Source organism: Campylobacter concisus, assembly GCF_002913045.1.
In the GTDB taxonomy this organism is placed as follows: domain Bacteria; phylum Campylobacterota; class Campylobacteria; order Campylobacterales; family Campylobacteraceae; genus Campylobacter_A; species Campylobacter_A concisus_AP.
Map to the genome: position 1 here is coordinate 247,742 of NZ_PPAF01000035.1, position 25,352 is coordinate 273,093.

The 25,352-nt window shown below is 38.8% G+C and carries 27 protein-coding genes and 1 tRNA gene; 13 read left to right on the forward strand and 15 right to left on the reverse strand.

Annotation, left to right across the window (positions count from 1 at the left end; all coding sequences use genetic code 11):
- The first annotated feature begins 47 nt into the window (after positions 1-47).
- From CYP43_RS05235 to CYP43_RS09490, 12 genes are all read left to right on the forward strand, one after another.
- Complete coding sequence (locus tag CYP43_RS05235) at positions 48-1,154, forward strand: MlaE family ABC transporter permease (RefSeq protein WP_103582753.1); 1,107 nt, start codon at positions 48-50, stop codon at positions 1,152-1,154.
- Entirely contained in the window at positions 1,151-1,891 is a 741-nt protein-coding gene (locus CYP43_RS05240; protein ID WP_103582754.1) for an ABC transporter ATP-binding protein, read from the forward strand. Before CYP43_RS05235 ends, CYP43_RS05240 begins: the two co-directional genes overlap by 4 nt.
- Complete coding sequence (locus tag CYP43_RS05245; protein ID WP_103582755.1) at positions 1,892-2,824, forward strand: MlaD family protein; 933 nt, start codon at positions 1,892-1,894, stop codon at positions 2,822-2,824.
- Positions 2,821-3,381: an ABC-type transport auxiliary lipoprotein family protein gene (locus CYP43_RS05250; protein ID WP_103582756.1), complete on the forward strand. Its 561-nt coding sequence runs from the start codon at positions 2,821-2,823 to the stop codon at positions 3,379-3,381. The genes CYP43_RS05245 and CYP43_RS05250 overlap by 4 nt, the downstream gene beginning before the upstream one ends.
- A gap of 93 nt (positions 3,382-3,474) precedes the next feature.
- Entirely contained in the window at positions 3,475-4,893 is a 1,419-nt protein-coding gene (locus tag CYP43_RS05255) for a COG3400 family protein (protein ID WP_103582757.1), read from the forward strand.
- A 2-nt stretch (positions 4,894-4,895) separates the two neighbouring features.
- On the forward strand, positions 4,896-5,933 hold the full coding sequence (gene aroB / locus CYP43_RS05260; protein ID WP_103582758.1) for a 3-dehydroquinate synthase: 1,038 nt from the start codon (positions 4,896-4,898) through the stop codon (positions 5,931-5,933).
- Positions 5,930-7,519, forward strand: coding sequence for a mechanosensitive ion channel domain-containing protein (locus tag CYP43_RS05265; RefSeq protein WP_103582759.1), 1,590 nt, complete (start codon positions 5,930-5,932; stop codon positions 7,517-7,519). Before aroB ends, CYP43_RS05265 begins: the two co-directional genes overlap by 4 nt.
- Positions 7,519-8,757, forward strand: coding sequence for a tRNA (N(6)-L-threonylcarbamoyladenosine(37)-C(2))-methylthiotransferase MtaB (gene mtaB / locus CYP43_RS05270; RefSeq protein ID WP_103582760.1), 1,239 nt, complete (start codon positions 7,519-7,521; stop codon positions 8,755-8,757). Before CYP43_RS05265 ends, mtaB begins: the two co-directional genes overlap by 1 nt.
- The gene (locus CYP43_RS05275; protein ID WP_103583039.1) at positions 8,744-10,396 is read left to right on the forward strand and encodes an ATP-dependent metallopeptidase FtsH/Yme1/Tma family protein; all 1,653 of its coding nucleotides are present in this window, start codon (positions 8,744-8,746) and stop codon (positions 10,394-10,396) included. Before mtaB ends, CYP43_RS05275 begins: the two co-directional genes overlap by 14 nt.
- A gap of 10 nt (positions 10,397-10,406) precedes the next feature.
- Positions 10,407-10,946, forward strand: a complete 540-nt coding sequence (mog, locus tag CYP43_RS05280; RefSeq protein WP_103582761.1) for a molybdopterin adenylyltransferase — start codon at positions 10,407-10,409, stop codon at positions 10,944-10,946.
- Positions 10,947-11,171, forward strand: a complete 225-nt coding sequence (locus CYP43_RS09485) for a hypothetical protein (protein WP_180998644.1) — start codon at positions 10,947-10,949, stop codon at positions 11,169-11,171. It begins immediately after the preceding gene.
- 3 nt (positions 11,172-11,174) lie between these two features.
- A complete protein-coding gene (locus CYP43_RS09490; protein WP_180998645.1) occupies positions 11,175-11,516 on the forward strand; it encodes a hypothetical protein in 342 nt (113 codons plus the stop codon).
- Between the two features lie 36 nt (positions 11,517-11,552).
- Here CYP43_RS09490 and CYP43_RS05290 read toward each other — a convergent pair whose 3' ends face one another.
- The 15 genes from CYP43_RS05290 to murA form a co-directional block, all read right to left on the reverse strand.
- Positions 11,553-12,167, reverse strand: coding sequence for a thiamine phosphate synthase (locus tag CYP43_RS05290; protein WP_258032162.1), 615 nt, complete (start codon positions 12,165-12,167; stop codon positions 11,553-11,555).
- The gene (gene thiH, locus CYP43_RS05295) at positions 12,154-13,308 is read right to left on the reverse strand and encodes a 2-iminoacetate synthase ThiH (RefSeq protein ID WP_103582762.1); all 1,155 of its coding nucleotides are present in this window, start codon (positions 13,306-13,308) and stop codon (positions 12,154-12,156) included. Before thiH ends, CYP43_RS05290 begins: the two co-directional genes overlap by 14 nt.
- Complete coding sequence (locus CYP43_RS05300; RefSeq protein WP_103582763.1) at positions 13,308-14,072, reverse strand: thiazole synthase; 765 nt, start codon at positions 14,070-14,072, stop codon at positions 13,308-13,310. Before CYP43_RS05300 ends, thiH begins: the two co-directional genes overlap by 1 nt.
- Positions 14,073-14,924: a sulfur carrier protein ThiS adenylyltransferase ThiF gene (gene thiF, locus CYP43_RS05305; protein WP_103582764.1), complete on the reverse strand. Its 852-nt coding sequence runs from the start codon at positions 14,922-14,924 to the stop codon at positions 14,073-14,075.
- Positions 14,925-14,931: 7 nt separating this feature from the next.
- Positions 14,932-15,135 (reverse strand): sulfur carrier protein ThiS, encoded by a 204-nt coding sequence (gene thiS / locus CYP43_RS05310; RefSeq protein ID WP_103582765.1) that lies wholly within the window; start codon positions 15,133-15,135, stop codon positions 14,932-14,934.
- Positions 15,135-16,313 carry a pyridoxal phosphate-dependent aminotransferase gene (locus CYP43_RS05315; protein WP_103582766.1) on the reverse strand — a complete coding sequence of 393 codons (1,179 nt, stop codon included), beginning with the start codon at positions 16,311-16,313 and terminating at the stop codon, positions 15,135-15,137. Before CYP43_RS05315 ends, thiS begins: the two co-directional genes overlap by 1 nt.
- Positions 16,314-16,325: 12 nt before the next feature.
- Positions 16,326-18,161 (reverse strand): biosynthetic arginine decarboxylase, encoded by a 1,836-nt coding sequence (gene speA / locus CYP43_RS05320; protein WP_084041350.1) that lies wholly within the window; start codon positions 18,159-18,161, stop codon positions 16,326-16,328.
- Entirely contained in the window at positions 18,158-19,384 is a 1,227-nt protein-coding gene (gene hisS / locus CYP43_RS05325) for a histidine--tRNA ligase (protein ID WP_103582767.1), read from the reverse strand. The genes speA and hisS overlap by 4 nt, the downstream gene beginning before the upstream one ends.
- A 29-nt stretch (positions 19,385-19,413) precedes the next feature.
- Positions 19,414-20,001: a dTMP kinase gene (gene tmk / locus CYP43_RS05330; RefSeq protein ID WP_103582768.1), complete on the reverse strand. Its 588-nt coding sequence runs from the start codon at positions 19,999-20,001 to the stop codon at positions 19,414-19,416.
- A gap of 1 nt (position 20,002) precedes the next feature.
- Positions 20,003-20,473 (reverse strand): pantetheine-phosphate adenylyltransferase, encoded by a 471-nt coding sequence (gene coaD / locus CYP43_RS05335; protein ID WP_103582769.1) that lies wholly within the window; start codon positions 20,471-20,473, stop codon positions 20,003-20,005.
- Positions 20,470-21,021, reverse strand: a complete 552-nt coding sequence (locus CYP43_RS05340) for a UbiX family flavin prenyltransferase (protein WP_103582770.1) — start codon at positions 21,019-21,021, stop codon at positions 20,470-20,472. The genes coaD and CYP43_RS05340 overlap by 4 nt, the downstream gene beginning before the upstream one ends.
- On the reverse strand, positions 21,018-21,824 hold the full coding sequence (gene flgA, locus CYP43_RS05345) for a flagellar basal body P-ring formation chaperone FlgA (RefSeq protein ID WP_103582771.1): 807 nt from the start codon (positions 21,822-21,824) through the stop codon (positions 21,018-21,020). Before flgA ends, CYP43_RS05340 begins: the two co-directional genes overlap by 4 nt.
- A gap of 65 nt (positions 21,825-21,889) precedes the next feature.
- Positions 21,890-21,964, reverse strand: a tRNA-Gly gene (locus tag CYP43_RS05350).
- A 51-nt stretch (positions 21,965-22,015) separates the two neighbouring features.
- Positions 22,016-23,176, reverse strand: coding sequence for a molybdopterin molybdotransferase MoeA (locus CYP43_RS05355; protein ID WP_103582772.1), 1,161 nt, complete (start codon positions 23,174-23,176; stop codon positions 22,016-22,018).
- A gap of 2 nt (positions 23,177-23,178) precedes the next feature.
- Complete coding sequence (gene murA / locus CYP43_RS05360) at positions 23,179-24,447, reverse strand: UDP-N-acetylglucosamine 1-carboxyvinyltransferase (protein ID WP_103582773.1); 1,269 nt, start codon at positions 24,445-24,447, stop codon at positions 23,179-23,181.
- Between the two features lie 139 nt (positions 24,448-24,586).
- Here murA and CYP43_RS05365 point away from each other — a divergent pair, with 139 nt between their 5' ends.
- A complete protein-coding gene (locus tag CYP43_RS05365) occupies positions 24,587-25,267 on the forward strand; it encodes an NlpC/P60 family protein (RefSeq protein ID WP_103582774.1) in 681 nt (226 codons plus the stop codon).
- The last annotated feature ends 85 nt before the right edge of the window (positions 25,268-25,352 follow it).

Here is a 25,352-nt window from a genome sequence, read left to right on the forward strand (position 1 = left end):
AACAAAATTTATAATATAATCCAGAAATTTTAAGGCAAAGGAACTTTTTGCAAAATAAAAATGATGTCATTTTTGTAGTGGCAAATGGCGCTCAGACTATAAAATTTATAGGTGAGTTTAGCTACAAAGACGCAAAAAATTTACAAAGCATTTTTAAAAAAATCCAAAAACTTAGTGGCAGTGTTAAATTTGACTTTAGCGAGCTAAAAATTATTGATTATGCTATTTTAATCCTTTTAAAAAATACGCTAAATGGTAAGAAATTTGAGATCATTACAAATGATGAGAAGATAAAGGCAATGGGCGATCTTTTAAATGATGAAAAGATTGATTTTAACTACATGCCGCCGCACAATAGTCTAAATTTCTTTTCACGTCTTGGTGAAAAAATTTGTGAAGGTTTTGTAAATTTAGCTGAGTTTGGTACGTTCTTGGGCGAATTTTTAATAAAAAGCATAAAAATTTTATTTAATCCAGCCAGTCTTAGATTTAGGGAATTTAGTAACTACATAAAAGATGGCGGTGTAAATGCCGTTTTTATCGTATCCCTCACCGCTTTTTTGATAGGCGTTGTGCTTGCGTATCTTGGCAGTGCGATGCTTGCAAGCTTTGGGGCAAGTATATTTATAGTAGAGATCATGGGTATGCTAACGCTTAGAGAGGTGGCCCCACTCATCGCTGCTATCGTCATCGCGGGTAGATCAGCCTCTAGTTTTACTGCTCAAATTGGCGCTATGAAGCTAACCGAAGAGATAGACGCGATGAAGACGATGGGCTTTGAGCCATTTAACTTCTTGGTGCTGCCACGCATCATTGCCATGGTACTTTGCGTGCCTGTCATTATCTTTATAGCTGACGCGATAAGTATCTTAGGGCAGATGATTATTTGCCAAACGATACTTGATATCAGCTTTAGCGACTATTTAAATAGATTTCGCGAGATGGTCGAGCTTAGACACTTTGCTGTTGGTATGATAAAAGCTCCATTTTTTGGTGCAGTAATAGCGATCATTGGCTGCATGAGGGGATTTGGTGTGAGTCAAAATGCTCAAAGTCTTGGAGCAATGACAACAGTTAGCGTTGTAAATGCGATATTTTGGGTCATCGCGCTTGATGCATTTTTTGCGATAATTTTTATGTGGCTAAAGATATGAACGAGATAATAGTTGGAAAAAACATAACGACAAGTTATGGCGATAAGATAATGCACGATAATGTGAGCTGGAGCGTCAAAGAGGCTGAAATTTACGGCTTTTTAGGCGGCAGTGGTGCTGGGAAAACGACGCTTATGAAGACGATGATATATCTAAAAAAGCCAAGCGAGGGCGATATATTTTTTGATGGCGTCAATATGTGGAAAAGTAGTCAAGAGGAGCAGCAAGAGATAAAGCTAGAAAGCGGGACAATGTTTCAGTTTGGAGCACTTTATAGCTCAATGACGATCCTTGATAACGTGGGTGTTTTGCTTCATGAGTACTCTAAATTTAACAAGCGCCAGATCGATGAGATCGCGATGTTTTGGATACAAAAAGTTGGACTTAAAAAAGAGGTCTCGATGCTTTATCCAAGCGAGCTAAGTGGTGGTATGAAAAAGCGTGCTGCGCTAGCAAGAGCTTTGGTTTTAAGTCCAAGGGTGCTATTTTTAGATGAGCCAAATAGCGGCCTCGATCCTGTTAGCTCACGCCAGATGGACGCGCTTATAAAAGAGCTTCGTGATAGCATCGGCGTGACTATTGTCATGGTGACTCATGATGCTGATAGTATTTTTGATATTTTGGATAGATTTTTGATAATAGATAACAAAAAAATAGCCTTTGAGGGAAATATAAAAGAGCTTGAATATCTTAAAAACAACCCACTTGAAGAGCTATTTAAAATGAGGAAAAAGTAGATGGAAAATAGAAATTCTTATACCATTGTTGGCATGTTTTTTATGGCTTGCCTTACAGCATTTGCAATATTTATCTGGTGGATGACTAGTAAAAATAATACAAAGGTTGATTTTAAAGAGTACTACATTCACACAACAGAGCTACCAAGCGGTCTAAAGGTTGATTCAACAGTTAAATTTATCGGTGTACCAGCTGGAACGGTCAGTAATATAAATTTTGTTGATGATAAAAACGCTCTCATAAACATCACTATGAAAATAAGAGAGGATCTACCTATCAAGGCCGATAGCGTGGCAAGTATAGAAGTTCAGGCCATTAGCGGTGTGGCTAGCATAAATATAAGCCGTGGCACAAAAGACTTTGCATCAGGCCAAAAGCCTATCTTGCAGCTTGAAGAGAGCCTCTTTTCAAAGCTTGGAAACAACGCTGAAAACATCACCTTAAAGATAAATCAAACACTCGATAAAGTAGATAACTTTTTTTCGCCTGAAAATATCGCTCACGTAGAGTCAGTCCTTAAAAATATTGATAAATTTACACAAGTTTTAACAGACGAAGAGGGGCTAAGTGAGGTTGATAGTATCGTTAAAAATATGAAAAATTTTACAGACATTTTAAACAAAACCGACACAAAAGAACTGGTTAAAAATTTAAACACTCTAATTTCAAATGCAAACCAAGTTTTTGTATCGGCAAATTCGGCTATTACTGGATATAGTTCACTGCAAGAGCTCATCACAAAAAAGGCTAAAGATGGCGAATACGACCTTAGAAATACGGTTGGGCCGTTATTAAGAGAAGCGAGTGATTTTTTAAATGGATTTGACAAGACGCTTCGCGAATTTAGAGGCGCACTTCAAAGGCTTGAAGATAATCCTTACGAGTTTTTCTTCACAAATCCGGTGCCAAATGACAAAGGAGATAAAAAATGAGAAATTTGATATACGCTGCGGCTGCATTTTTATTTTTTGGCTGCTCGCTAAAGACCGACGTACCACAAGCTACGATGTATGAGATACACTACTCAAATAAGGAGTGCTCGGCTGAAAACAAGCAAAAAGAGCTAAAAAATGTCTTCATAGAAAATGTGAGCGCCCTTGATATGGTCGATACCAGAAAAATTCTAATCGTCGCTGAAAACAATAAGATAAGATACCTGAGCGATGCTAAATTTGTCTCTGAGCCAAGTGAGATGATCTATAAGTCGCTCGTAAAAGGGCTTTACTCAAACTGCGCTGCAAAGCCGATATTTTCACCAAATGCAAAAGATCTTAGACTAAAAGTAAGCATCATCTCTCTTCAAATAAGAGGCGACAAGGCCGAAGTTTCGCTAGCTTATGAGCTGTTTAATGCAAACACTTCGCTAAAATCAGGCATGATCACAAAAGAAATTTTCTGCCCAGATCCAAGCTCAAGTACTATTTTTGATACGATAAATAAGGCTACAAATTTAGCAATCGACACACTAATCTCTGAAATAATCTCTTAAATTTTCTTGGCTGTAAATTTCTAAATTTATAGCCAAAATAGCTTATTTTAAAGACCTTTTGTTATAATGTGAGCTTTAAAATACGGAGAATTGATGAAGAAAATTTTAATAATCGCAGATGGAACTTTTGCAAGAAATTTTTTAAATAGACTACTTGAAACAAAATCAAATTTACATCACTATATCGTTGTTTCAAGTGAGGATTACAGCCAAAAATCAAATTATGAAAATTTTACATTTTACCAGTTTGACCCAACTAGTCTTTCAAAGCTAAAAAGCGTAAGCGATGGCTATTTTAGTCAGTTTTGTATAGTTTGCGATGATAAAAATGAAGCGGTTGCTGTTTATGAAAATTTAAGACAGATCAGTACAAAGACCGAGACTGTTTTTATGAACTCGTGGGAGCTTGATGAAAAATGCAAAGAAACATTTGCAAGCGATAAACACTTAAGCGTGGTTGATATCAGAGATATTGCAGCATCAAGGCTTATGGACTATTTACCAGATTTACCGGTTTTAGCTGATAATATCGGGCTTAGTGAGGGCGAGATCATGGAAGTTAAGGTGCCAATAGGTAGCTCTTATATGTATCGTCACATTAGCTCAGTAGCTCAAAAAAAATGGCGAATAGCCCTCATATATCGAGGCAGCGAGATCATCTTGCCAAAGCCAAATGTAATGATACAGCCAAGCGATATATTACTAATCGTTGGTGATCCAAATGTGCTTCAAAATGTTTATCGCTCGATCAAGCGTGAAAGTGGGCAGTTTCCAAGTCCATTTGGTAGCAATATCTATGTGCTGATTGATATGATCTCTATGGACAAAGAACGTGTTAGCAAGCTCATAAAGGATAGCTTGTATTTGCATTCAAAGCTAAATAATAAACGCCTTTTTTTTAGAGTGATAAATCCAACTTTAGGTGAAAATTTAGATACTTTAAAAGCGATAAAAGAGAAAAACATTATTGTTTTGATGGATTATTTTAATAGCGATAACAAATCTATAAAACATGACGTTTTAAAGCACGATATCGGTCTAATCTTAAGCGATGATAAGTACTTTTTTAAATTTAAAAAGCTATTTTATGAGCTAAAACTTCCAGTGCTAAAAACAGGCAAAATTTTGCTCTCAAATATAAAAGAGGGCGTTATACTAGGCGATCAAAGTCAAGAAGTGGAGAATCAATCAGCCGTGATAACAGACTGCTGTGCACAGCTTGATTTGGAGATGAAATTTTACTATTTTGATAATAAGCATAGCGAAGATGAAGCGTTAAGAGAGCATTTTGAGAGCATTAGCGCGCTATTTTCTAAGCGTATAAAGATAGAAAATCACAATCTTAAAAATCCGCTTGTAAAACTAAAAAATACAAAAGATCTGCTTCATTTTGTAATGTTTACTAAAAGCGTGGCAAATGGTGGAGCATTTGCCTTTTTATCGACAAATTTAAATAGGCTTTATAAAAAACTGAGCCAAAACGCACAGCTTTTTGTGCCAGTAAGTGAGTAAAAATGCAGATAAATTTAAATCTTAAAGAAAAAGCATCAAGCTATAAAATTTATATAAACGAGCTTGAGAGACTAGAGCTAAAAGGTAAGGTTGGTATCGTTACAAATGCCAAAGTAGCGGGGCTTCATCTTGAAAAGCTACTTAGTATTTTGAAGTGTGATGAGAAATTTATCATAAGTGTACCTGACGGCGAAGAGTATAAAAGCCTTGAAACGGTAGAGCAAATTTTAGAGCAACTTTTTGTGAGCAAATTTGATCGCTCATCTACGCTAATCGCCTTTGGTGGTGGCGTCATAAGTGATATGACTGGCTTTGCGGCGAGCATCTATGAAAGAGGAATAAATTTCATAAATATCCCAACTACGCTTTTGGCACAAGTTGATGCGAGTGTGGGCGGAAAGACTGGTGTGAATAACAAATTTGGCAAAAATTTAATAGGCTCATTTTATCAGCCAAAGGCAGTTTTTTGTGAGATAAATTTCTTAAAGACATTGCCAAAGAGAGAATTTGCAGCTGGCGTGGCTGAGGCTTTAAAGATGGCAATAACTTTTGACAAAGAGATGTTTGATTGGTTAAAAAGCATAAATTTAGATGATGAAAATTTAGCCAAGCTAGTTGAAAAATCGGTAATTTTAAAAGCAAAAGTGGTTGAACAAGATGAGAAAGAAAAAGGGCTAAGAGCTATCCTAAACTACGGACATACCTTTGCTCACGTCATAGAAAATGAGACAAATTACAAAGAATTTTTACATGGCGAGGCGGTGGCAATAGGTATGAATATGGCAAATCGTTTAAGCGTAAGACTAGGGCTCATGAGGGAGGCGCAGGCAGAGAATATCAAACAGGTTTTAGTAAAATTTGGCCTTCCAGTAAGCTACAAAATACAAAACGAAAATGCATTTTATGAGGCATTTTTTATGGATAAAAAGACAAAAGATGATAAGATAAATTTCATCATTGCAGATAAAATCGGCAGTGCGATCATCAAAAATGACGTCAAAAAAGAAGACGTTTTAAAAATTTTAAGAGAATTTAAATGAAAAAGATCATAGCTTTACTACTTTTTTGCTTTGCCCTTTATGCTGAGGAGAACGTTACGCTTGAGCAAAATAGCTCACAAAATTTACAAAATAATGAGCTTATAAAAGATATTTCAAATCTAGATAACTCCCTAAAAAACAATATCTGGATCACAAGGTATGCTAACTATAACACTTATCAAAGACTTATTGATGAGCTTGAAAAAAATGAAAATGAACTAAGAAAGCTAGACAAAAGCTCAAGAAGAGGCAGTGATATCATAAAGAGAATCCAAACCCTAAAAGAGCAGATAAATTTACTAAAAGAGTATGAAAAAACGCCATTTTCAAATATGCTAGCAGCTCCTGAAATGGATACTCCACCAAGGATAACAAGTCCTGTTGCACTTATATCTGGCTTTTCGTATATCAAAAAGATAAAGAGCGATAAGATCGAGTATCAAAGGCATATAAAAGAGCTCGATACGCTTTTGGAAAAGCTTGAAACAAAAGAAAATTTACTAAATAGACTAAATTTGATAGAAGAAAATGAGCAAAATAGGGAAAGCCTAAACTTGGTAAAACAAGAAATAGGCGACTTTAAAGCGGCAAAACAGATCGCTGATACAACTTATAATGTCTATGAAAAAAGAGCTGATGAGGCTATAAATTTAACCACCTCTGATATAAAAGCTCAGTTTTTAAGTATGGGCTATACAGCTATCATCATTCTTTTAACGATCGGGCTAACATTTATCGCTAAATTTATCGTTAAAAGAACGATTACTGATAATGAGAGATTTTACACGGTCAATAAATTTTTAAACGTTTTAAATATCACCGTTATCATCATAATCTTACTTTTTTCGTATATCGAAAACGTCACATATTTAGTAACCGTGCTAGGTTTTGCTTCGGCTGGTATCGCCATTGCAATGAAAGATATGTTTATGAGTATGCTTGGCTGGATGGTGATCATGTTTGGCGGCTCTATACATGTGGGTGACAGGATCAGAGTGCTTCATGATGGCAGCGAATTTGTGGGCGATGTGATCGATATCTCTTTACTTAGGCTGACTGTTTTTGAGGATGTTAGCTACTCGACTTATAAGACAAACCGCCGTGCAGGTAGGATCATTTTTGTACCAAATAACTATATTTTTACAGACCTAATCGCAAACTATGCTCACTATGGCATGAAGACTGTTTGGGACGGTATAGATATCATGATAAGTTTTGATAGTAACCATAAAAAAGCCGTCTATCTAGCAAGAAATGTCGTTAAAAAATACTCAAAAGGCTACACTGATATCGCTAAACGCCAGATGAATAAACTAAGAAGCCAATATAGCATCAAAAATCCAAACGTCGAGCCAAGAATTTATACATTTTTTGAACCTTATGGTATAAATGTCTCATGTTGGTATATGGCAAATTCTTATGCGACTTTGGCTCTTAGAAGCACTATTAGCGCTGAGATAATAGAAGCATTTTTAGCTCAAGATGATATAAAGATCGCTTATCCAACACAAACTATGTTTATAAGCAAAAAAGAAAATCCAAGCGATCATACCGCTCACAGCGAGCAAGAGAGTGAAAATTCTTAATGCAAAAGATATTTTTTAAAACATTTGGATGTCGCACAAATATCTATGATACTGAGCTTTTAAAAAGCTACATCAAGGACTACGAGATCACAAATGATGAAGAGAGCGCTGATATCGTGGTCATAAACTCGTGCACTGTTACAAATTCTGCCGATAGCGGTGTCAGAAACTACATAAACGGCGTAAAAAGGCGTGGGGCGAAGGTAGTGCTGACTGGGTGTGGTGCGGTTAGTAAAGGTAAAGAGCTATTTAATAGCGGTATATTTGGTGTACTTGGAGCTAGTAAAAAGAGCGATCTAAATGAGCTTTTAAAGCAAGAGAAGCCATTTTTTGAGCTTGGGAATTTAAACTCAGTCGATAAAAATATAGTTACAAATTATGAAAATCACACTAAGGCTTTTATAAAAATTCAAGAAGGCTGCAACTTTAGCTGTAGCTACTGTATCATCCCTTCGGTTCGCGGCAAGGCTAGGAGCATGGACGAGGCGATGATATTAAAAGAGGCAAGAATTTTAGCCCAAAACGGCTATAATGAGCTTGTCTTAACTGGCACAAATATAGGCAGTTACGGCAAAGATACAAATAGCTCTCTTGGTAAGCTTTTGGCAAACTTAGGTAAAATTTCTGGCATTAGACGCATTAGGCTTGGAAGTATTGAGCCAAGCCAGATAGATGAGAGCTTTAGAGAAATTTTAAAAGAAGAGTGGCTAGAGCGTCATCTGCATATTGCACTTCAGCACACGAGTCAGGCGATGCTAAAGATCATGCGAAGACGAAATAACGCATTTAGTGATCTGGAGCTTTTTAATGAGCTTAGCTCACTTGGCTTTGCACTTGGTACGGACTACATCGTTGGACATCCAGGAGAGAGTGAGGAGATATGGACAGAGGCTGTGGAAAATTTTAAGAAATTTCCTATCACGCATCTGCACGCTTTTGTCTATTCGCCTAGGCGTGATACGCACTCAGCGACGCTAAAAAGCGACGTTAGCGGCGATGTGGCAAAGAGTAGGCTCAAAATTTTACAAGGCATAGCTTTGCAAAATAATGAAAATTTTAGAAAAAAACATGATGGGGCTTTGAAAATTTTAGTCGAGCAAAAAAATGGTGAGTTTTACGAGGGCTTTGATCAATTTTACAACAAAGCTAAAATTTTAAGCCAAAAAGATATAACAAAAGAGTGGGTGGAGGTAAGCGAATATGAAGTTAAGCCAGATGCCAATTATGCAAAAATTTAAATTTAATAAGAAAAATATCCTAATAATCGCAGCTATCGCATTAATCAGCGTGCTGTTATTTGCCGTTAGTAAAGAACCACGAAATATCACATATTCGCAATATATGCAACTAATGGATGGAAATTTTATAGACCGCGCTGTAATCGATGACGATGAAGTCGTGCTTTATGCACAAAACAATCGTTTTTCAATCATAAAAGAGGGTATCGATCTAAAAGAACTTATTAAAAAAGTACCTGTTGAAAAGACTAAGCAATACATCACTCCTGGTATGATCTGGGGATTTATCATCTTTATCTGCTTCGTGCTTTGGTATGCTTATATCTTTAGAAGTATCAGGAAAAAAGAGGAGAGCTTGCTTAGCAAAAAAGATGGCGCATTTGAGATAGAAAGCGTGCTAAATCAAAACACTATGCCAGTCATCTCAAATGTGAGATTTAGCGATGTAGCTGGTATTAGTGAGGTCAAAAGCGAGCTTAGCGAGATAGTTGATTTTCTAAAAAATCCACAAAAATATAGAAATTTTGGTATTAAAATGCCAAAAGGTGTGCTAATGGTAGGTCCTCCAGGTGTTGGCAAGACACTTGTTGCAAAAGCCGTTGCAGGCGAGGCAAATGTACCATTTTTCTACCAAAATGGTGCTAGTTTTGTGCAAATTTATGTTGGCATGGGTGCAAAAAGAGTAAGAGAGCTTTTTAGCAAAGCTAAGTCTTATGCTCCGTCTATTATCTTTATCGATGAGATAGATGCTGTTGGAAAGAGCAGGGGTGGTACTAGAAACGACGAGCGAGAAGCCACTCTAAATCAGCTACTAACCGAGATGGATGGCTTTGAGGACAACTCTGGCGTCATCGTAATAGCTGCTACAAATAGGATCGAAATGATCGACGAGGCACTACTTAGATCGGGTCGTTTTGATAGGAGAATTTTTCTTTCGATGCCTGATTTTAACGACAGAGTGGCGATCTTAAACACATATCTAAAAGATAAAAAATGTGAAGTGGCCGCTGAGGATATCGCCAAAATGAGCGTTGGCTTTTCAGGTGCGGCACTTAGTACGCTTGTAAATGAAGCTGCGATAAATGCCCTAAGAAACGGCGAGAGCGTGCTTAAGATAAGGGACTTTGAGGCTGTTTTAAACAAGGTCTTGCTCGGTAAAAAAAAGGTGCTAAGCTATAGCGAAAACGAGAAGAAAATTCAAGCCATTTATCAAGGAGCAAAGGCGCTAAGTGCTTACTGGTTTGATGTGAAATTTGAAAAAATTTCTCTTATAGAAGATAGATTTATGGCAACAGAGCAAGAGATCGAGTCAAAGTCGCAGATGATATCTCGTATCAAGGTGCTCATCGCTGGTATGTGCAAGCTTGAGATAGATGAAAACGACATCTTTTCAAACTCGAGTAGTGATCTAAATTTAGCCAAAGAGATCGCATCAAAGATGGTTTATGAATACGGCATGGGAAGTTCATTTGTCCCTAATCCAAATGATGTAGAAGAAATTTTAAAACAAGCAAAAGAAGAGATAATGTCCTTTTTAAAGGGTACAAACGAGCAGATCGCAAAGATCAGCTCATATCTGCTAGCGTACGAGAGTGTAGATAAAGAGACGCTGGCAAAAATTTTAAATGAAAACTACTAAAGGAGAAAAAGTGAAAGCAAAAATAGGTATATTAACCCTTTCTGACCGTGCAAGCGAAGGCACATACGAGGACAAATCAGGTCCAGCGATCAAAGAGGTGCTTGACAGCTGGATAGTGAGCGAGCGTGAGTACTTTTACGAGGTTATACCAGATGAGTTTGAGCTGATAAAAGAGAGGCTTGTGTACATGGTGGACGTGCTTGGCTGCGATCTTGTGCTAACGACTGGTGGTACTGGGCCAGCTCTTAGAGATGTGACACCAGAGGCAACAGAGGCAGTTTGCGAGAAGATGATGCCAGGCTTTGGCGAGCTAATGAGAGCTGCAAGCCTGCAATACGTCCCAACAGCGATCCTATCACGCCAAACAGCAGGCATCAGAGGCCATGCACTCATCATAAATTTACCAGGTCAGCCAAAGGCTATAAAAGAGTGCTTGGAGCCGGTATTTCCATCAGTTCCGTACTGCATTGACTTGATAGAGGGAGCATTTATTGAAACTGACGAAAATGTCATGAAAGTATTTCGTCCAAAACAAAAGAAAATCTCGTAAATGGGTTTGACAGATAGCCTAAATTTAAAAGCCACTGCTTTTGCAAATAGGTGGCGATTTGTTATTAAAATTTGGCTTGTTTTTTCTTTTTTATCCTATGCGCTGGCCTACTATCTTGGGTTAGAGGTTTTTGGCTTTATCTCTGCCATTTCTATCTTTGGCTGTGTTTGCCTGCTAGCCTTTAGCTCACTTCTTTGGTTTGTCGCTAGCCTTGTATTTTTGTAACCTTTGGTATTTTTACTACTTGAAAAATTTGATGAAAGCATTACTGTTTATGCTTTAGCCTGTTCAATTTGGCTGCTTGGCTGGATCACTTTGTTGCTTGTGGTCGATGATAAATTTGCAAGACTGGGAAATGACATCTTGCTAAAGATCTCTCGCATAGTTCTTGTTGGCGAGTTTGCCTTGCTATATTTTTTTAACTACAACAGCAGCCTTGACATAGAGACTTTAATAAAGTCAAATTTGACAAAGTCGCTGCTTTTAGTGCTAAACTCCTATATGCTGCCATCGCTTGTGACGCTACTTATATTTGATATAAAAACATATATCGCTAGCAAAAATGAGTAAAATTTTACGTATTATTTTATGTAATTTATACTAAATTTAGCCGTTTTTGCTCTCTGCTATCTTTTTTATAAGCTCCATATCGCCGTTCATTGCTAGGCTCATAAAGCAAATGCCGTTTGCGCCAGCTTTTATGGTCTCTTTGTAGTTCCCGCTGTCTAGCCCGCCAAGTGCATAAATTTCTTTATCAAAGCTTTTTAACTCACTTATAAAATTTAGCCCTCTTGGCTCTAAATTTGGCTTGCAAGAGGTGGCAAATATATGAGAAGCAACAAACACATCAGCGATAGAGGCTGAAATTTTAGCCTGCTCTAGGTCGTGAGCTGGGGCGTAAATTTTAGCTGTTTTTCTAAATTCATCTAAAAAAATGCTGTGATTTTTAAAAAAGTCAAGCTGTGCTGAAGTGAGCCAAAAGTCGCTTTTTAGCTTGCAAGCTACGTCAAAAAATTGATTTATAATAAATTTCTTTCGGTAGTTTTCACAAATTTGAGCCACAACTCTAGCAAGATCATAAAAATTAGCATCGTCTAGCCCCTTTGCACGAAGTAAAATTTCATCCACGCCAGCCTTGCAAAGTAGCTGAATTCTCTTTAAAAAGTCATCGCCCTTATAGCTGTCAAAGTCAGCTACGCAGAGAATTTTAAACATAGACATACTCGCTCATTAATGGCTCTAGGCCATTTGCTTTTATCATTGCCTTGATCTCATCCACACTTCTGCTATCACTTATCTCAAACTGCTCGTCGCCCTTTTTCTCTTCGCTGTGAGCGCCGATGCTCACTTTTACACCAGCGCTTATCTTGTTTGCGGCTATCTTTACGGCGTTGTCACGAAATTTAGCCTTTTCTCTGGTTGAGATCGTTATGCTAGCTGTTGGCATAAAAATTCTATAAGCGCAGATCACTTGCAAAAGCTCGCGCTCGCCCACGTCACGTGGATTGATGCGGTTGTTATTGATGATAGGGCGAAGTCTTGGGCATGAAAATGCGATCTCAGCGTGTGGATACTTTTTCTGAACTAAGCTTGCGTGAAGTGCCGTAGCAAAGGCATCAAGTCTAAAGTCATCTATGCCAAGAAGTGCCGCAAAGCCGACCCCTCTCATACCTCCAAGAAGCGCTCGCTCTTGCGCATTTAAGCGGTATGGGAAAATTCTTTTATTGCCGCCAAGGTGGATTTTTTCATATTTTGTGGGATTGTAGGTCTCTTGAAAGACGGTCACGTAGTCTGCGCCACTTTTGTGAAGCAGGGCGTAGTCCTCAGAGTTTAGTGGGTAAATTTCAACCCCAACGACTTTGAAAAATTTCTTTGCCAAAGCGCAGGCGTTTGCGATGTAAGTGACACTTGAGTTGGTCTCGCTCTCGCCAGTTAGGATCAAAATTTCCTCCAAGCCGCTCTTTGAAATTTCTCTCAGTTCTCTTGTGATCTCCTCGTCGCTTAACTTTGCCCTTTTTATATTATTTTTAGCGTTAAAACCGCAATAAACGCAGAGATTATCGCAGTAGTTTGCTATGTAAAGTGGAGTAAAAAGCGTGATGTTTGAGCCAAAATTTGCCCTTGTTTTTGCTTGAGCTAGCTGGGCTATTTGCTCTAAAAATGGCGCTGCTGTAGGCGAGAGTAGGGCTTTTAAATTTTCAAGCGAGCAGTGCTTTGCATTAAGAGCCGCTTTTACGTCTGCTTCGGTGTAAATTTCGGGCTTGTAATTCGCGCGCTCTTTTAAAATCTCATCCATGATATCTCTGCCAACGTCCTGCATGTGAGGTAGCAGCTTCATGTGATCGGTTTTTGTAAATTTCATCAGTCTAAAAATCCAGTGAGCGGTGATGAGGCGTTTGCACTTTTACTCTTTGCGCCAAGGCCTGCTAGATAGGCGTTGCGACCAGCGATGATAGCTTCTTTAAAGGCTCTTGCCATGAGCGGGATATTTTTAGATGAGGCGATGGCTGTGTTTGCCATGATAGCAGCCGCTCCCATCTCCATCGCTTCGCACGCTTGTGAAGGCCTACCGATGCCCGCATCAACTATGATCTGCGTATCAAGCTCGTTTATCAAAATCTCAATGATATCTTTAAAAACTAGCCCTTGGTTTGAGCCAATGGGCGCAGCTAGAGGCATTATACAGCTTGCTCCTGCACTTAGCATCGCTCTTGCGGCATTTAGATCTGGAAACATATAAGGCATCGGCACAAAGCCGTCATTTGCCAAAGCTTCGCATGCTTTTATGGTTTCAGTGTTGTCTGGAAAGAGAAATTTAGAGTCAGTGATGATCTCTATCTTAACAAGTTTGCCACATCCAAGCTCACGTGCGAGCTGGGCGATACGAACGGCCTCTTTGGCGTTTCTAGCGCCACTTGTGTTTGGTAAAAGTGTTACCCCTTTTGGGATGAAGTCAAGTATATTTCGATCTTTGCTCTCGTTTATGCGCCTAAGAGCAAGGGTTAATATTTGTGCTCCAGCCTCGTTTACGGCTGAGTCGATGAGCTCGTGTGAATACTTGCCAGAGCCAAGGATAAAGCGGCTTTGAAATTCCTTGCCGCCAAGGATCAAACTATCATTTTGCACTTACGCCTCCAAGCCCATAAGTAGTCTAATGGCCAAATTTGCTTGGTGGTTTGCGCAGACTGCGACGCGCGGCGCCATGAGTCCTTGACCGATCTTTGCCTCATTTGTAAGGTCGCCGCAAAGATAGACATTTTTGGCAAATTTTATGGTTTTTATGAGATTTGAGCTAAAGTATCCAGCCATGCCAGAAGCGCCGATGATCTTTTTCTCTTTTAAGCTAGCGCCTGCTTCGTTTAGTATCATCGCCTTACCAGCGACGTTGTCAAAGGCTTCGCATAAAATTTCACACTCGCCAAAGACACTTGCTACGTTTTTTTCGTCTAAAAATATATCGTGAGTCTCGACCTCGACAAAGGGATTGACATCATTTATCAGCTCTTTAAGCGCCTGCGTCTTTTTCATACCGATGTGGCGGACGAAATACTGCTGGCGGTTAAGATTGCTTGGCTCAACGACGTCAAAGTCGGCAAGTACTAGCTTTTTTACGCCAACTCTTGCAAGGCTTAGGGCGATATTTGAACCAAGACCACCAAGTCCAGCCACGCCGATTACTGCCTTGCTTAGGGCTAAATTTAGCTCAGGGCTGTTTCGTGAGGCGATCATAGAGCGTAAAACTTCACGCCCAGGCATCACGCCGCGTTTTATAAAAACAACATTTGAGCTATTTTGTAACTCGGTATCTTCTTTTATAGCAAAGCCATCAACGATAAAAATGTCTGGCTCGGTCGCGTTAAATTTCTCTAAAAATTTATAAATTTCACTCTCTTTATCGCCAAGCGCAAGCTCTTTTAGCTCACTAAGGCTTTTTACTGGCACATTAAATTTTGCGCCATTTAGTACTATCTCTATCATTTTCTCCTCATCCGCCACCAACTAAAGTGATGATCTCATAAACTTTGCCCTCGCTCATAAAGCTCTCATACCAAAGCTTTTTTGGCAAAATTTCTCCGTCTCGCTCAAGGGCTATAAATTTAAGCTCATAGCCGTTTTGAGTTAAAAATTTATAAACACTGATATCGTTTTCAAGTTCGAAATTTTTGCCGTTTAGTAAAAAGCTTATCATTAAATTTTGTAGCTTTTTACAAAATTAGCGATCCTCTCAATCGCTTTTTTTATGCTATCGATGTCAGTTGCAAAAGAAATTCTAAAGTACCCCTCCATGCCAAAGCCAACTCCTGGCACAGTGGCTACGTTCGCTTCTTCAAGCATCTTTTTACAAAATCTAAGCGAGTCGCTATCTACATCTTTACATTTTACAAATAGATAAAACGCGCCATCAGGTGTTACAACGCTTAGTCCCGGGATCTCGTTTATCATTTTTACAGCCATATCACGTCTTTTTTCGTACTCTTTTCTCATGTTTTCGATATCGTCGTCGGTTTCGCCTAGAAGCGACGGGATAGCGCCTATTTGCACGATCGAGCTAATGTTGCTTGTGCTTTGACTTTGAAGCTTTTTGATGCCAGCAATCAGCCAGTCCATCGAACTTGCTATATAGCCAAATCTCCAGCCAGGCATTGCTCCGCACTTGCTTAGTCCGTTTATCGTGACCGTTCTTTTGAAAAGATCCTCGCTCACTGAGGCTACTGCGTGAAATTCTTTGCCGTAAATAACTTTTTCATAAATTTCATCGCTTGTGATGATGATGTCAGTACCCTTTAAAACCTCGCCAAATGCCGCGATCTCCTCTTTTGTATATACAGCTCCAGTTGGGTTTGTCGGGTGATTTAGCGAAAAGACCTTTGTTTTTGGTGTGATCGCTTTTTTTAGCTGCTCGGCTGTGATTTTAAAATTTGTACTCTCGTCCGCCTCGATAAAAACAGGCACGCCACCACAAAATTTAACGATCTCAGGGTAGCTCACCCAGTATGGAGATGGGATGATGACCTCGTCACCTGGGTTGATAAGCGCTTGAAATACATTAAAAAGTGAGTGTTTTGCGCCGATGTTTGTGACGATTTGATTTGCTTTGTAGTCAAGTCCGTTATCTCTTTTTAGCTTTGCTCTAATGGCATCAATGACCTCAGGCAGGCCTGGTACTGGCGTATATTTGCCGCTTTTGCTATCGTTATCAAGTGCGTTTTTTACAGTTTCTCTTATCTTTTTTGGAGTCATAAAGTCAGGCTCACCAGCTGAAAGCGAGATCACGTCGATGCCAGCAGCCTTCATCTCTTTGGCTTTTGTGCTGATAGCGATCGTTATTGACTCGCTTAATGTTTGCATTCTGTTTGCTAGTTGCATTTTTCGTCCTTTTTAGTTGATAGTCTTTAGGTAACTATTGTCATTTAAAAATAGATAAAGCTCGCCCAAAATTTGCTTCTTTTGTGTTTCGTTTATCAGAGTTGATTTCACTAAGCGCTCGTTTAGAGTATCTTGGATCTCGTAGATATCATAGTCCATGTCTTCCATAATGTCTAAAATAGACTGGCTCTCAAGTAAATTTGTGATCTTGTAGCCATCATTTGAAAGCTCTATAGTGGCCTCTGTCGGATGGGTGAAGAGGTTGTGTTTCATGCCGATTACCTCTTGATATGCGCCAACTAGGAAAAATCCTAAGAAATAATCCTCCTTCTCCACGTCCACGTCGTGCAAAAGTAGTGGGTTTTTCTCATCATCATAACTAATCTCACCGTCGCTATCGCATGTGATGTCCCAGATCGAAGCTGGCAAAGTAGGGCGCTCATCAAGCCTATCAAGTGGCATGATAGGGAAATTTTGCTTTAGCCCCCAAAAGTCAGGCAAGCTTTGAAAAATAGAGAAATTTAGCAAGTACCTCTCTTGGACCTCTTTTTGAATTTTAGCCAGATCGCTTGAGTTGCTCTTGTTACCAAGCATCACGACAGCTTTTTTGCTGATGAGCCTTAAAAGCACCTCCGCGTTTGATCTATCTTGAAGATCGACATAGCCTAGATCAAAAAGTGTTAAAACGCTTTCTGTGTGATGGATGGCGTCATGCAGGTACTCTAGGGCGTTTGAAGGCTTGATTGACTTATAAAGATCAACTAGCTCAGTTATCAAATTTGGATTGTTTTTCTTTAAATTTAGCTTCTCTTCGGTGTACTCTTGAGAAAATAGCTCAAGCACAGGAGCGACCAAAAGTGCGTGAGAAGCGGCGATGTAGCGACCTGACTCTATGAAAATATCTGGCTCGATCTCCTTTTTTTGCTCACTTATGGTTTTAAGCATATAAACAACGTCGTTTGCATATTCGTTTAGTGTGTAGTTTCTGCTACTTTCTTCTTTAAACTGCGAGTATTCTATCGCAAGACCGCCACCTAAATTTATCGCTTTTAAATTTGAGGCGCCCATTTTTCTAAGCTCAGCGTAGATGTTGCCAGCTTCGATGAGTGCTTTTTTGAGTGGATGGATCTCGCTTATTTGAGAGCCGATGTGAAAGTGTATCATCGTGAAATTTTCAAGTAAATTTGCCTTTTTTAGCATCTTTACAGCTTCTATCAGTTCGGTTGATGTTAGTCCAAATTTAGAGTGTATGCCACCACTCTTTGCCCAGAGTCCCGATCCTGTCGAGTGCAGTCTTACTCTAAGTCCGATCTTTGGTTTTGGTTTGAAGCGCTCTTTTGCGATGGCGATTATCGCTTCAAGCTCATTTAAGCCCTCGATCGTTAGCGTGATGTTGTGTCCCATCTCAGCGGCGATAAAGCCTATATTTATCATCTCTTTATCTTTAAAGCCATTTACGGTTATGGGAGCTTTTTCGTTATTGTAGGCCATAGTTAAAAGTAGCTCAGCCTTACTGCCAGCTTCAAGGCCGTAGTTGTAGGGCTTGCCAAGGCGCACTAAATTTTTTACAAAGCCAGGATATTGATTGACCTTAAGTGGAAATACGGCATTAAAACTGCCTTTGTAGGCAAATTCTTTCTTTGCTTTTGCAAAGCTTGCGTGGATCTGCTCGATCTGCTTTTGGATAAGATGCGGAAAACGAAGCAGTAGCGGCCCTCTATATCCATCGTCTCTTATCTCTTTTACGATGTCTATGATCGCTGGTTTGCTGGCTGCATTTATACAGACTTTGCCATCTTCTATAACAAAATTTGAATTGCCCCAAATGCTAAGTCCAAAATCATTCATCCCAGCTCCTTTTCAAGCTCATCTAAATTTATCGTTTTTTCATCTTTGGTTTCTAAATTTTTGTACCAGATTTTATTCTTTTTCATCTCGTTTTCACCTACGCAAAGGAAAATTTTCGCATTTTTGTTGTCGGCATTTTGTAGATGTTTTTGAAGTTTTTTGGCTTCATAAGAAATTTCAACCTGATATTTTTTGCGAAGCTTTGAGCCAAGATTATAGATAAAATCAACATTCGCCGCATCAAGCGCGCAAAGATAAACTCCATCTCGCTCATCCTCGGCCTCACCTAAAATTTCCATTATTCTCTCAACGCCCATCGCAAATCCAACGCCGTAACTTGCTCTACCACCAAGATACTCAACGAGCCTATCGTATCTGCCGCCACCTGCGACTGCACTTTGTGAGCCAATCTCATTGCTTATAAACTCAAACGCCGTCTTGCAGTAGTAGTCCAGCCCACGAACTAGCTTAGTGTCTATCTCAAATTTAACGTCATTTGCCGTTAAAATTTCTTGCAGCTTTACAAAGTCAGCTTGCGCCTCATCGCTTAAGCTATCAGTGATAACTGGAGCATTTTTATAAATTTCTTGGCAGCTTTCTATCTTGCAGTCAAGCACGCGGATAGGGTTTAAAAGTTTGCGTCTTTTGCAGTCTTCGCAAATTTTTTCACTGTTTTCATCTAGAAATTTAACAAGCTTTGCTTTGTAAGACTTCATCGAGCTCTCGTCGCCAAGGGAGTTTATCTTTAGGGTTGTTTTTATATTTAGCCTGTAAAAAATTTCGCTCACCATCAAAATAATGCTTGCATCCTCGTAAACACTGCCCTCGCCAAAACACTCGCAGCCAAACTGGTGAAACTCTCTTAAACGGCCTTTTTGTGGGCGCTCGTAGCGAAACATCGAGCCGTGATAAAAGCAGCGTTTTGTCACATTTGCTCTATCAAGCTTTGCCTCGATAAACGCTCTAACCACGCCAGCTGTGCCCTCAGGACGCAAGCAAACGTCGTTGCCGCCTTTGTCTTCAAACTGATACATCTCTTTACCCACGATGTCGCTACTCTCGCCGACACTTCTTTTAAAAAGCGCTGTCTCCTCAAGGTGCGGGGTCAAAATTTGCTCATATCCGTAGTTTTTTGCGACTTCCTCGCAGGTTTTGATTATCCGTGCGTAAAGTTTTGCACGAGCTGGAAGCATATCTTTCATGCCACGAAGTGCCGTTATCATCGCATTATCCTTTTTTATTTTTTGTGATTTTACTTAAAATTTATAAAATTTTCTATCTCTTTTGAAATTAGCTCTATGCTTTTAGATGCGTCTATAAAAAGTGTATCAAAGCCATTTTTGATAAGAATTTGCTTCATCAAACTTTGCACTTTTAAAAGATACTCTAGCCCTCGAGCCTCGATCTTATCGCTTGTGCCTCTGCTTTTTAGGCGTGCGCTTATTAGCTCAGGACTTGCTTCAAAAAAGATGATCTTGTCTGCAAATTTATCATTTAGTGCAAATTTATTAAGCTCCAAAAGCACGTTTTCGTCTAGGCTTTCATCATTTGCCAAAGCGTAGGCAATGCCGGAGATAAAGCCTCTGTCGCTTAAAATAAGCCTACTTAAATTTGGAGCGACCAGCTTTTCAAAATGCTCAGCTCTGTCAGCTAAAAAAAGTAAAATTTCAGCTCTTTTGCCTATTTTTATGCTTGAGCTAAGCAAAATTTCTCGTAAATTTTCACCAAGCTGCGTGCCACCTGGCTCTTTTGTGACGACGACATCACTAAATTTAGAAGCTAAAATTTCTATCTGCGTGCTCTTGCCAACGCCGTCGATGCCTTCAAACAAAACATACATCTTACGCCTTTAAATTTTTAAGAATTTTTGCTGGCACTAGGTTGCTCACGTCGCCGTCGTGGCGTAAGACTGAGCGGACGATCGAGCTTGAGATGAAGGCGTTATTTAAGCTTGGCATAAGATAAACCGTCTCAAATTCGTCCCAAAGTGCAGCGTTTGCGTAGCCGATTTGTAGCTCATACTCAAAGTCGCTAACCGCGCGAAGACCCCTGATGACGGTGTTTATGCCGTGCGATTTAGCAAAATCAACAAGTAAGTTATCAAAACCCAGCACGCTAACATTGCCTAGCCCACTAACTGCCTCTTTTGCCATCTCTATGCGTTTTTCGTGTGCAAACATCGGCTGTTTGCTGTCACTTTTTGCAACTGCGACGATCACTTTATCAAAGATTTTTGTAGCCCTTATGATAACGTCTAAATGGCCGTTTGTGATCGGATCAAAGGTCCCTGGATAGATGCAGGATTTTTTCAAATTTGCCACCTTTTGTAAAGATTATTTTCGATTTTTAAGGCATCAAGCCACTTGCCAATGATAAAATTTTCCATATCTTCTAGGCTCTTTATCTCTGCGTAGTAGCCCAAAACTGGTGGAGCGATGATAGCTCCAAGAGATGAGAGAAGCTGCATCTGAGAAAGCGCGATGGCAGAAAATGGCATCTCTCTAACGCCTAAAACCAGCCCTTGTCTCTCTTTTAGTGCGACACTTGCAGCCCTTGTGATGAGCGTGTCACTTATGCCGTTTGCAACTTTTGCTAGGGTGTTGGTAGAGCAGGGCGCTATTATCATCGCCTCCGTGCCAAATGAGCCTGAAGCTGGACCTGCGCCAAGATCCAAATCATCATAAATTTTTACTCCAAGATCATCTAAATTTAGCTTTAAATTCTCTTCAGCCTCCAAGACTTTCATGGCGTTTTTACTAACTATGACATGCGCCTCGCAACTATCTTTGGCAGCCTTGACAAGCTTTAAAAAGAGTCCAGCCCCACTTGCTCCAGTGGCTGCAAATACTATCTTTTTCATCTTATCACTGCCTCATCTTTGCCTGAAACTGTGGCCTGTAAAATTTTATTATCTTTTGTTCTTATCTTTATCATATCACCTAAATTTCCATCTTCAAGCGCCTTTACTTCAGCAATTATCTTAACTCCATCCTCGCTTAAAACCGCATTTAGCATTTGACCTTTTTTGACTAAACTTATGGCATTAAACTGGCGCTTGGTTAAAATTTCACCGCTTTTTATCTGTACTTTTGTTATAAGAGCCAAGCTGTTTGAGCTAGAAAGTGCATCTTTTGGCCATTTGTCAAACTCAATCATCGTTGGCTGATAGTCAAGTAGGCTTAAAATGTGGTTTGTATTCATTGAATTTATTGCTATGAAGGCTGGCATCTTAGCATTAAAGCTAAATTTAAAATAGATGCTTTTTAGACTCAGATCAACATCCTCAAATGATGCTCTAAATGTACCTTTTTGACTATTTTGATCACCTAAAAAGATATTTTTTAGGACAAGTTCTTTGAAATTTGCTGGAAGTTTATTTTGTGGACTGATGCTAAGATCACTTATGCTGATACCAGGATATTCATCGCTAATCGATCTTAAAAATTGCATTTGAATCTCATCCATAATAGAGCAGTTTTTCACAAAAGCAACGCTTCCACCGCTTTTGTCATTATATGTTTTAAAATTTGCTGTTAGAATTTCATAGAGCTTTTTGCTATCTATCTTAGCAGCTCTTTTGCCCTCTAGGTTTAAAATTTCATTGTCTTCGCCTTCAAAGCCAAAAGTACTAAGTGAAATCTGATCATTTGTGATGCAATACATTGGATAAATGCTGACTTCATTTGCAAAAAGTTTTGTGGAAAATAAAAAAATGAGTATAAAAAAGATGGAGCGGGAAACGAGATTCGAACTCGCGACCCCAACCTTGGCAAGGTTGTGCTCTACCCCTGAGCTATTCCCGCAGTCAAAATGAAGTCCGCATTCTATCAGATTGTTTTTCATTTGTCAAGATTTTATGGAAGTTTTATAAGAGAAATTTCACTATTTTGCAAAATTTCGCTTTGATCTGGGCTAGTTAAAAACATAAAAGTGCTTTTTAAAATATGATCTATCATGCCAGAGCCGTATTTTCCACCATTTGTTGCTATAAATTTATCATTTTCAATATTTCCAAAAATGGCATTGATCCTGCCTGCTTTTACATTTAAATTTTGCGCATTTGTAGCATTTTGTATCACAAAGCAATCCTCTTTTAAAAGAGGCAAAACAAGCATCATCATGCAAACATAAGCTGCCATTGGATTTCCGGGAAGGACAAAAATAAGTTTGCCATCTTTTTCATAAGCCTTGCAAGGTTTGCCAGGTCTTATATCAATATGTGAAAAAATTTCATTGTATCCAAGCTCACTTAGAGCTATTTTCATAAAATCAGCCTCGCCAGCGCTCGCTCCGCCAGAGCAGATAACAATGTCGTAGTTCGCAGCGTTTAAAAATGACTCTTTTACGGCGTCTAAATTATCTTTTATGATGCCAAGATATGAGTTATCTTGTCCAATGGAGCTTAAAAGTGCAGCGATGCCAAAGGCATTTGCATTATAAATTTCATCCTCACTAGCTCTTTGCCAAGGCTCGATGATCTCGTTTCCACTTGAATAAATTCCAATACTAGGCTGTTTTTTAATATTTATAAAACTTATGCCCTGCGCTGCTAGCATCATTATACCTCTAGTGTTTAAAACCTCGCCACTTTTTAGCAAAATTTCACCAATCTTTACCTCTTCGCCTTTAAAGCGATACCCATCACCTTTTTTAAGATTATTTGGTGCTTTTATAAAATTTCCATCAACTACACAATCTTCAATCTTTATGATCGTATCAGCACCCTTTGGCATCTTCGCACCAGTCATTATCTTAACGCACTCATTTTTGTCAATGCTTAGCTGTTCTTTATCGCCTGCAAAGGCACTTGCAACTATTTTATATGGCTTATCTTTATCTTCAAATTTCACAGCAAAGCCATCAAGCGCAGAGTTATCAAAACATGGCAAATTTTTTACCGCCACTACATCATTTGCCAATGTTTTACCAAGAGTCATGCTGATAGGTAAAATTTCGCTATCTATTTTTAATTTAAACTTAGATTTAAGCGCATTTAATGCGTCATTTAGCAGCATTTTTACTCCTCAAGCCTAACGATTTTTGCTCCAAGGCTTTTAAATTTCTCCTCAAGCCTCTCATAGCCTCTATCAAGGTGGTAAATTCTATGCACCAAGCTCTCGCCATTTGCGATGAGAGCGGCTAGTATTAGGGCTGAGCTTGCTCTAAGATCTGTCGCCATCACATCTGCTGCATTTAAATTTGCAGGGGCGTAAACGCTTGCGATATGTCCATTTAGGCGGATGTCAGCGCCCATTCTAGCTAGTTCACTAACGTGCATAAAGCGGTTTTCAAAAAGCCTCTCATCTATTGTGCTAACACCGTTTGCCGCAAGGCAAAGTGCCATAAACTGAGCTTGCATGTCCGTAGGAAAGCCAGGATATTCAGTTGTTCTTATCTCTACTGGTTTTATCTCTTTAGCTGGCAATATCGTGATCTTATCACCATCGACCTCGATGCTAAAGCCCATCTCTTCAAATTTGTTTAAGATGGCTGTCATGTGCGCAGCATTTGCGTTAGTAACTGAAATTTTGCTATTTGTTATGGCACCAGCACAAAGATATGTGCCAGCCTCGATCCTATCTGGAATTACTTCGATATCACAAATTTCAAGTAGTTTTTGATCGCTACCAGTGATCTTTAGCTTGCTTGTGCCAATGCCTTCAATCTTTACGCCACTACTTGCTAAAATTTCACAAATTTGCACTACTTCAGGCTCAAGTGCGACGTTAAAAAGTTCTGTTGTACCGTGAGCTAGGGCTGCTGCCATGATGATGTTTTCGCTACCAGTTACAGTGATCTTATCAAAAACGATCTTTGCACCTTTTAGTCCATTTGGTGCTGTTGCGACGACATAGCCTTGCTTTATTTCGATATTTGCTCCCATTTTTTCGAGTGCATTTAGATGCAGATCAATAGGTCTTTGTCCGATCGCACATCCTCCAGGTAGGCTCACTTCGCAGTGTCCAAAGCGCGCTAGAAGCGGACCAAGTGTTAAGATAGAAGCGCGCATCTTTCTAACAATGTCGTAGTTTGCCGTTGTCGAATTTACACTGCTAGTGTCGATACTTAGCGAGTTTTCGTCTTTAAATTCACACTTTGCTCCTAGATTAGTTAGCAGTTGGCAAAGCGTTTTTATATCAGCGACATTTGGGATATTTGTTAAATTTACACTTTTTTTTGCAAGTAAGGTTAGGGCGATGATCGGTAGAGCAGCATTTTTAGCACCGCTTATTTTTACTTCGCCACTTAGTTTTGCATTTCCTTTTATCTTTAAATAATGCATCATTGCTTTTTGCCTTAAGAAAATATGTTTTTTGCCGATATTATATTGCTTTTTAACTTAGAATAAAGAAAGCAAAGCACTATTTCCGGTTCATTTACGTTTAAAAGTTAAAATTGCAAATACTAAAATTTTGGATATAAATATGTCAAATTCAATAAATAAAAAAATCTTTTTTATTCTTAGCATTATATTTTTTACAGGTTGTTCTTTTAACTCTAATCAACCGACAACTCCGCAAAATGAAACAAATCAAACCGTAACTTCAAGCGTTGATTTTAGTGAGCAAATGATTGGTGAAATCATAGATGAAGATAATGATAGAGAAGATAAAAAATTTGGTTCTTTTTTTAAAAAATACCTAAATACAAGAGCGGGCGGTGATTGCTCTGGATTTGTTTCTATCGTAAATGCAAAGCATCAAAATATGTATTTTGATGAAAAGACAATAAATCGCTACTACGATAATGGTGGTAGAAAGTCAAAAGCGATCTATAATTTTTATGAAAGTAAAAATTTAATTACTCATAAAAATCCAAAAATAGGTGATCTTGTATTTTTCTCAAATACTCTTGGCAAGGGTGTTCAGAAAAATAAAGATAAGAAAAATATTACTCATGTTGGCATAGTTACGGCTGTCCTTGGCGATGAGACAGTAAAATTTATACATAATTCTGGCGGAAAGATAATTCATAGCTATATGAATCTAAAACAAAAAAACGTGCATCTAAAAGGAAATCAAGAGATAAATAGCTACCTTGTAAGGTGTTCAAACTCAAGTTGCTTAGCAGCAAATAGATTTGCTGGATATGGCAAAGCAAAATAAATCAGAAATTTTTATTAAAAACCTTTTAAAACAAATACTAGGCTCAAATTTTAAGCATTATTTATATAAATTTACACTTGTAAAT

Excerpts from the sequence above, each read along its gene's own strand:
- CYP43_RS05240 (WP_103582754.1), top strand. The coding sequence starts at position 1,151 with ATGAACGAGATAATAGTTGGAAAAAACATAACGACAAGTTATGGCGAT.
- CYP43_RS05245 (WP_103582755.1), top strand. The coding sequence starts at position 1,892 with ATGGAAAATAGAAATTCTTATACCATTGTTGGCATGTTTTTTATGGCT.
- CYP43_RS05250 (WP_103582756.1), top strand. The coding sequence starts at position 2,821 with ATGAGAAATTTGATATACGCTGCGGCTGCATTTTTATTTTTTGGCTGC.
- CYP43_RS05255 (WP_103582757.1), top strand. The coding sequence starts at position 3,475 with ATGAAGAAAATTTTAATAATCGCAGATGGAACTTTTGCAAGAAATTTT.
- aroB (WP_103582758.1), top strand. The coding sequence starts at position 4,896 with ATGCAGATAAATTTAAATCTTAAAGAAAAAGCATCAAGCTATAAAATT.
- CYP43_RS05265 (WP_103582759.1), top strand. The coding sequence starts at position 5,930 with ATGAAAAAGATCATAGCTTTACTACTTTTTTGCTTTGCCCTTTATGCT.
- mtaB (WP_103582760.1), top strand. The coding sequence starts at position 7,519 with ATGCAAAAGATATTTTTTAAAACATTTGGATGTCGCACAAATATCTAT.
- CYP43_RS05275 (WP_103583039.1), top strand. The coding sequence starts at position 8,744 with ATGCAAAAATTTAAATTTAATAAGAAAAATATCCTAATAATCGCAGCT.
- CYP43_RS09485 (WP_180998644.1), top strand. The coding sequence starts at position 10,947 with ATGGGTTTGACAGATAGCCTAAATTTAAAAGCCACTGCTTTTGCAAAT.
- CYP43_RS05290 (WP_258032162.1), bottom strand. The coding sequence starts at position 12,167 with ATGTCTATGTTTAAAATTCTCTGCGTAGCTGACTTTGACAGCTATAAG.
- thiH (WP_103582762.1), bottom strand. The coding sequence starts at position 13,308 with ATGAAATTTACAAAAACCGATCACATGAAGCTGCTACCTCACATGCAG.
- thiF (WP_103582764.1), bottom strand. The coding sequence starts at position 14,924 with ATGATAGAGATAGTACTAAATGGCGCAAAATTTAATGTGCCAGTAAAA.
- thiS (WP_103582765.1), bottom strand. The coding sequence starts at position 15,135 with ATGATAAGCTTTTTACTAAACGGCAAAAATTTCGAACTTGAAAACGAT.
- CYP43_RS05315 (WP_103582766.1), bottom strand. The coding sequence starts at position 16,313 with ATGCAACTAGCAAACAGAATGCAAACATTAAGCGAGTCAATAACGATC.
- speA (WP_084041350.1), bottom strand. The coding sequence starts at position 18,161 with ATGAATGATTTTGGACTTAGCATTTGGGGCAATTCAAATTTTGTTATA.
- hisS (WP_103582767.1), bottom strand. The coding sequence starts at position 19,384 with ATGATAACGGCACTTCGTGGCATGAAAGATATGCTTCCAGCTCGTGCA.
- tmk (WP_103582768.1), bottom strand. The coding sequence starts at position 20,001 with ATGTATGTTTTGTTTGAAGGCATCGACGGCGTTGGCAAGAGCACGCAG.
- CYP43_RS05340 (WP_103582770.1), bottom strand. The coding sequence starts at position 21,021 with ATGAAAAAGATAGTATTTGCAGCCACTGGAGCAAGTGGGGCTGGACTC.
- flgA (WP_103582771.1), bottom strand. The coding sequence starts at position 21,824 with ATGTATTGCATCACAAATGATCAGATTTCACTTAGTACTTTTGGCTTT.
- CYP43_RS05355 (WP_103582772.1), bottom strand. The coding sequence starts at position 23,176 with ATGCTGCTAAATGACGCATTAAATGCGCTTAAATCTAAGTTTAAATTA.
- murA (WP_103582773.1), bottom strand. The coding sequence starts at position 24,447 with ATGATGCATTATTTAAAGATAAAAGGAAATGCAAAACTAAGTGGCGAA.
- CYP43_RS05365 (WP_103582774.1), top strand. The coding sequence starts at position 24,587 with ATGTCAAATTCAATAAATAAAAAAATCTTTTTTATTCTTAGCATTATA.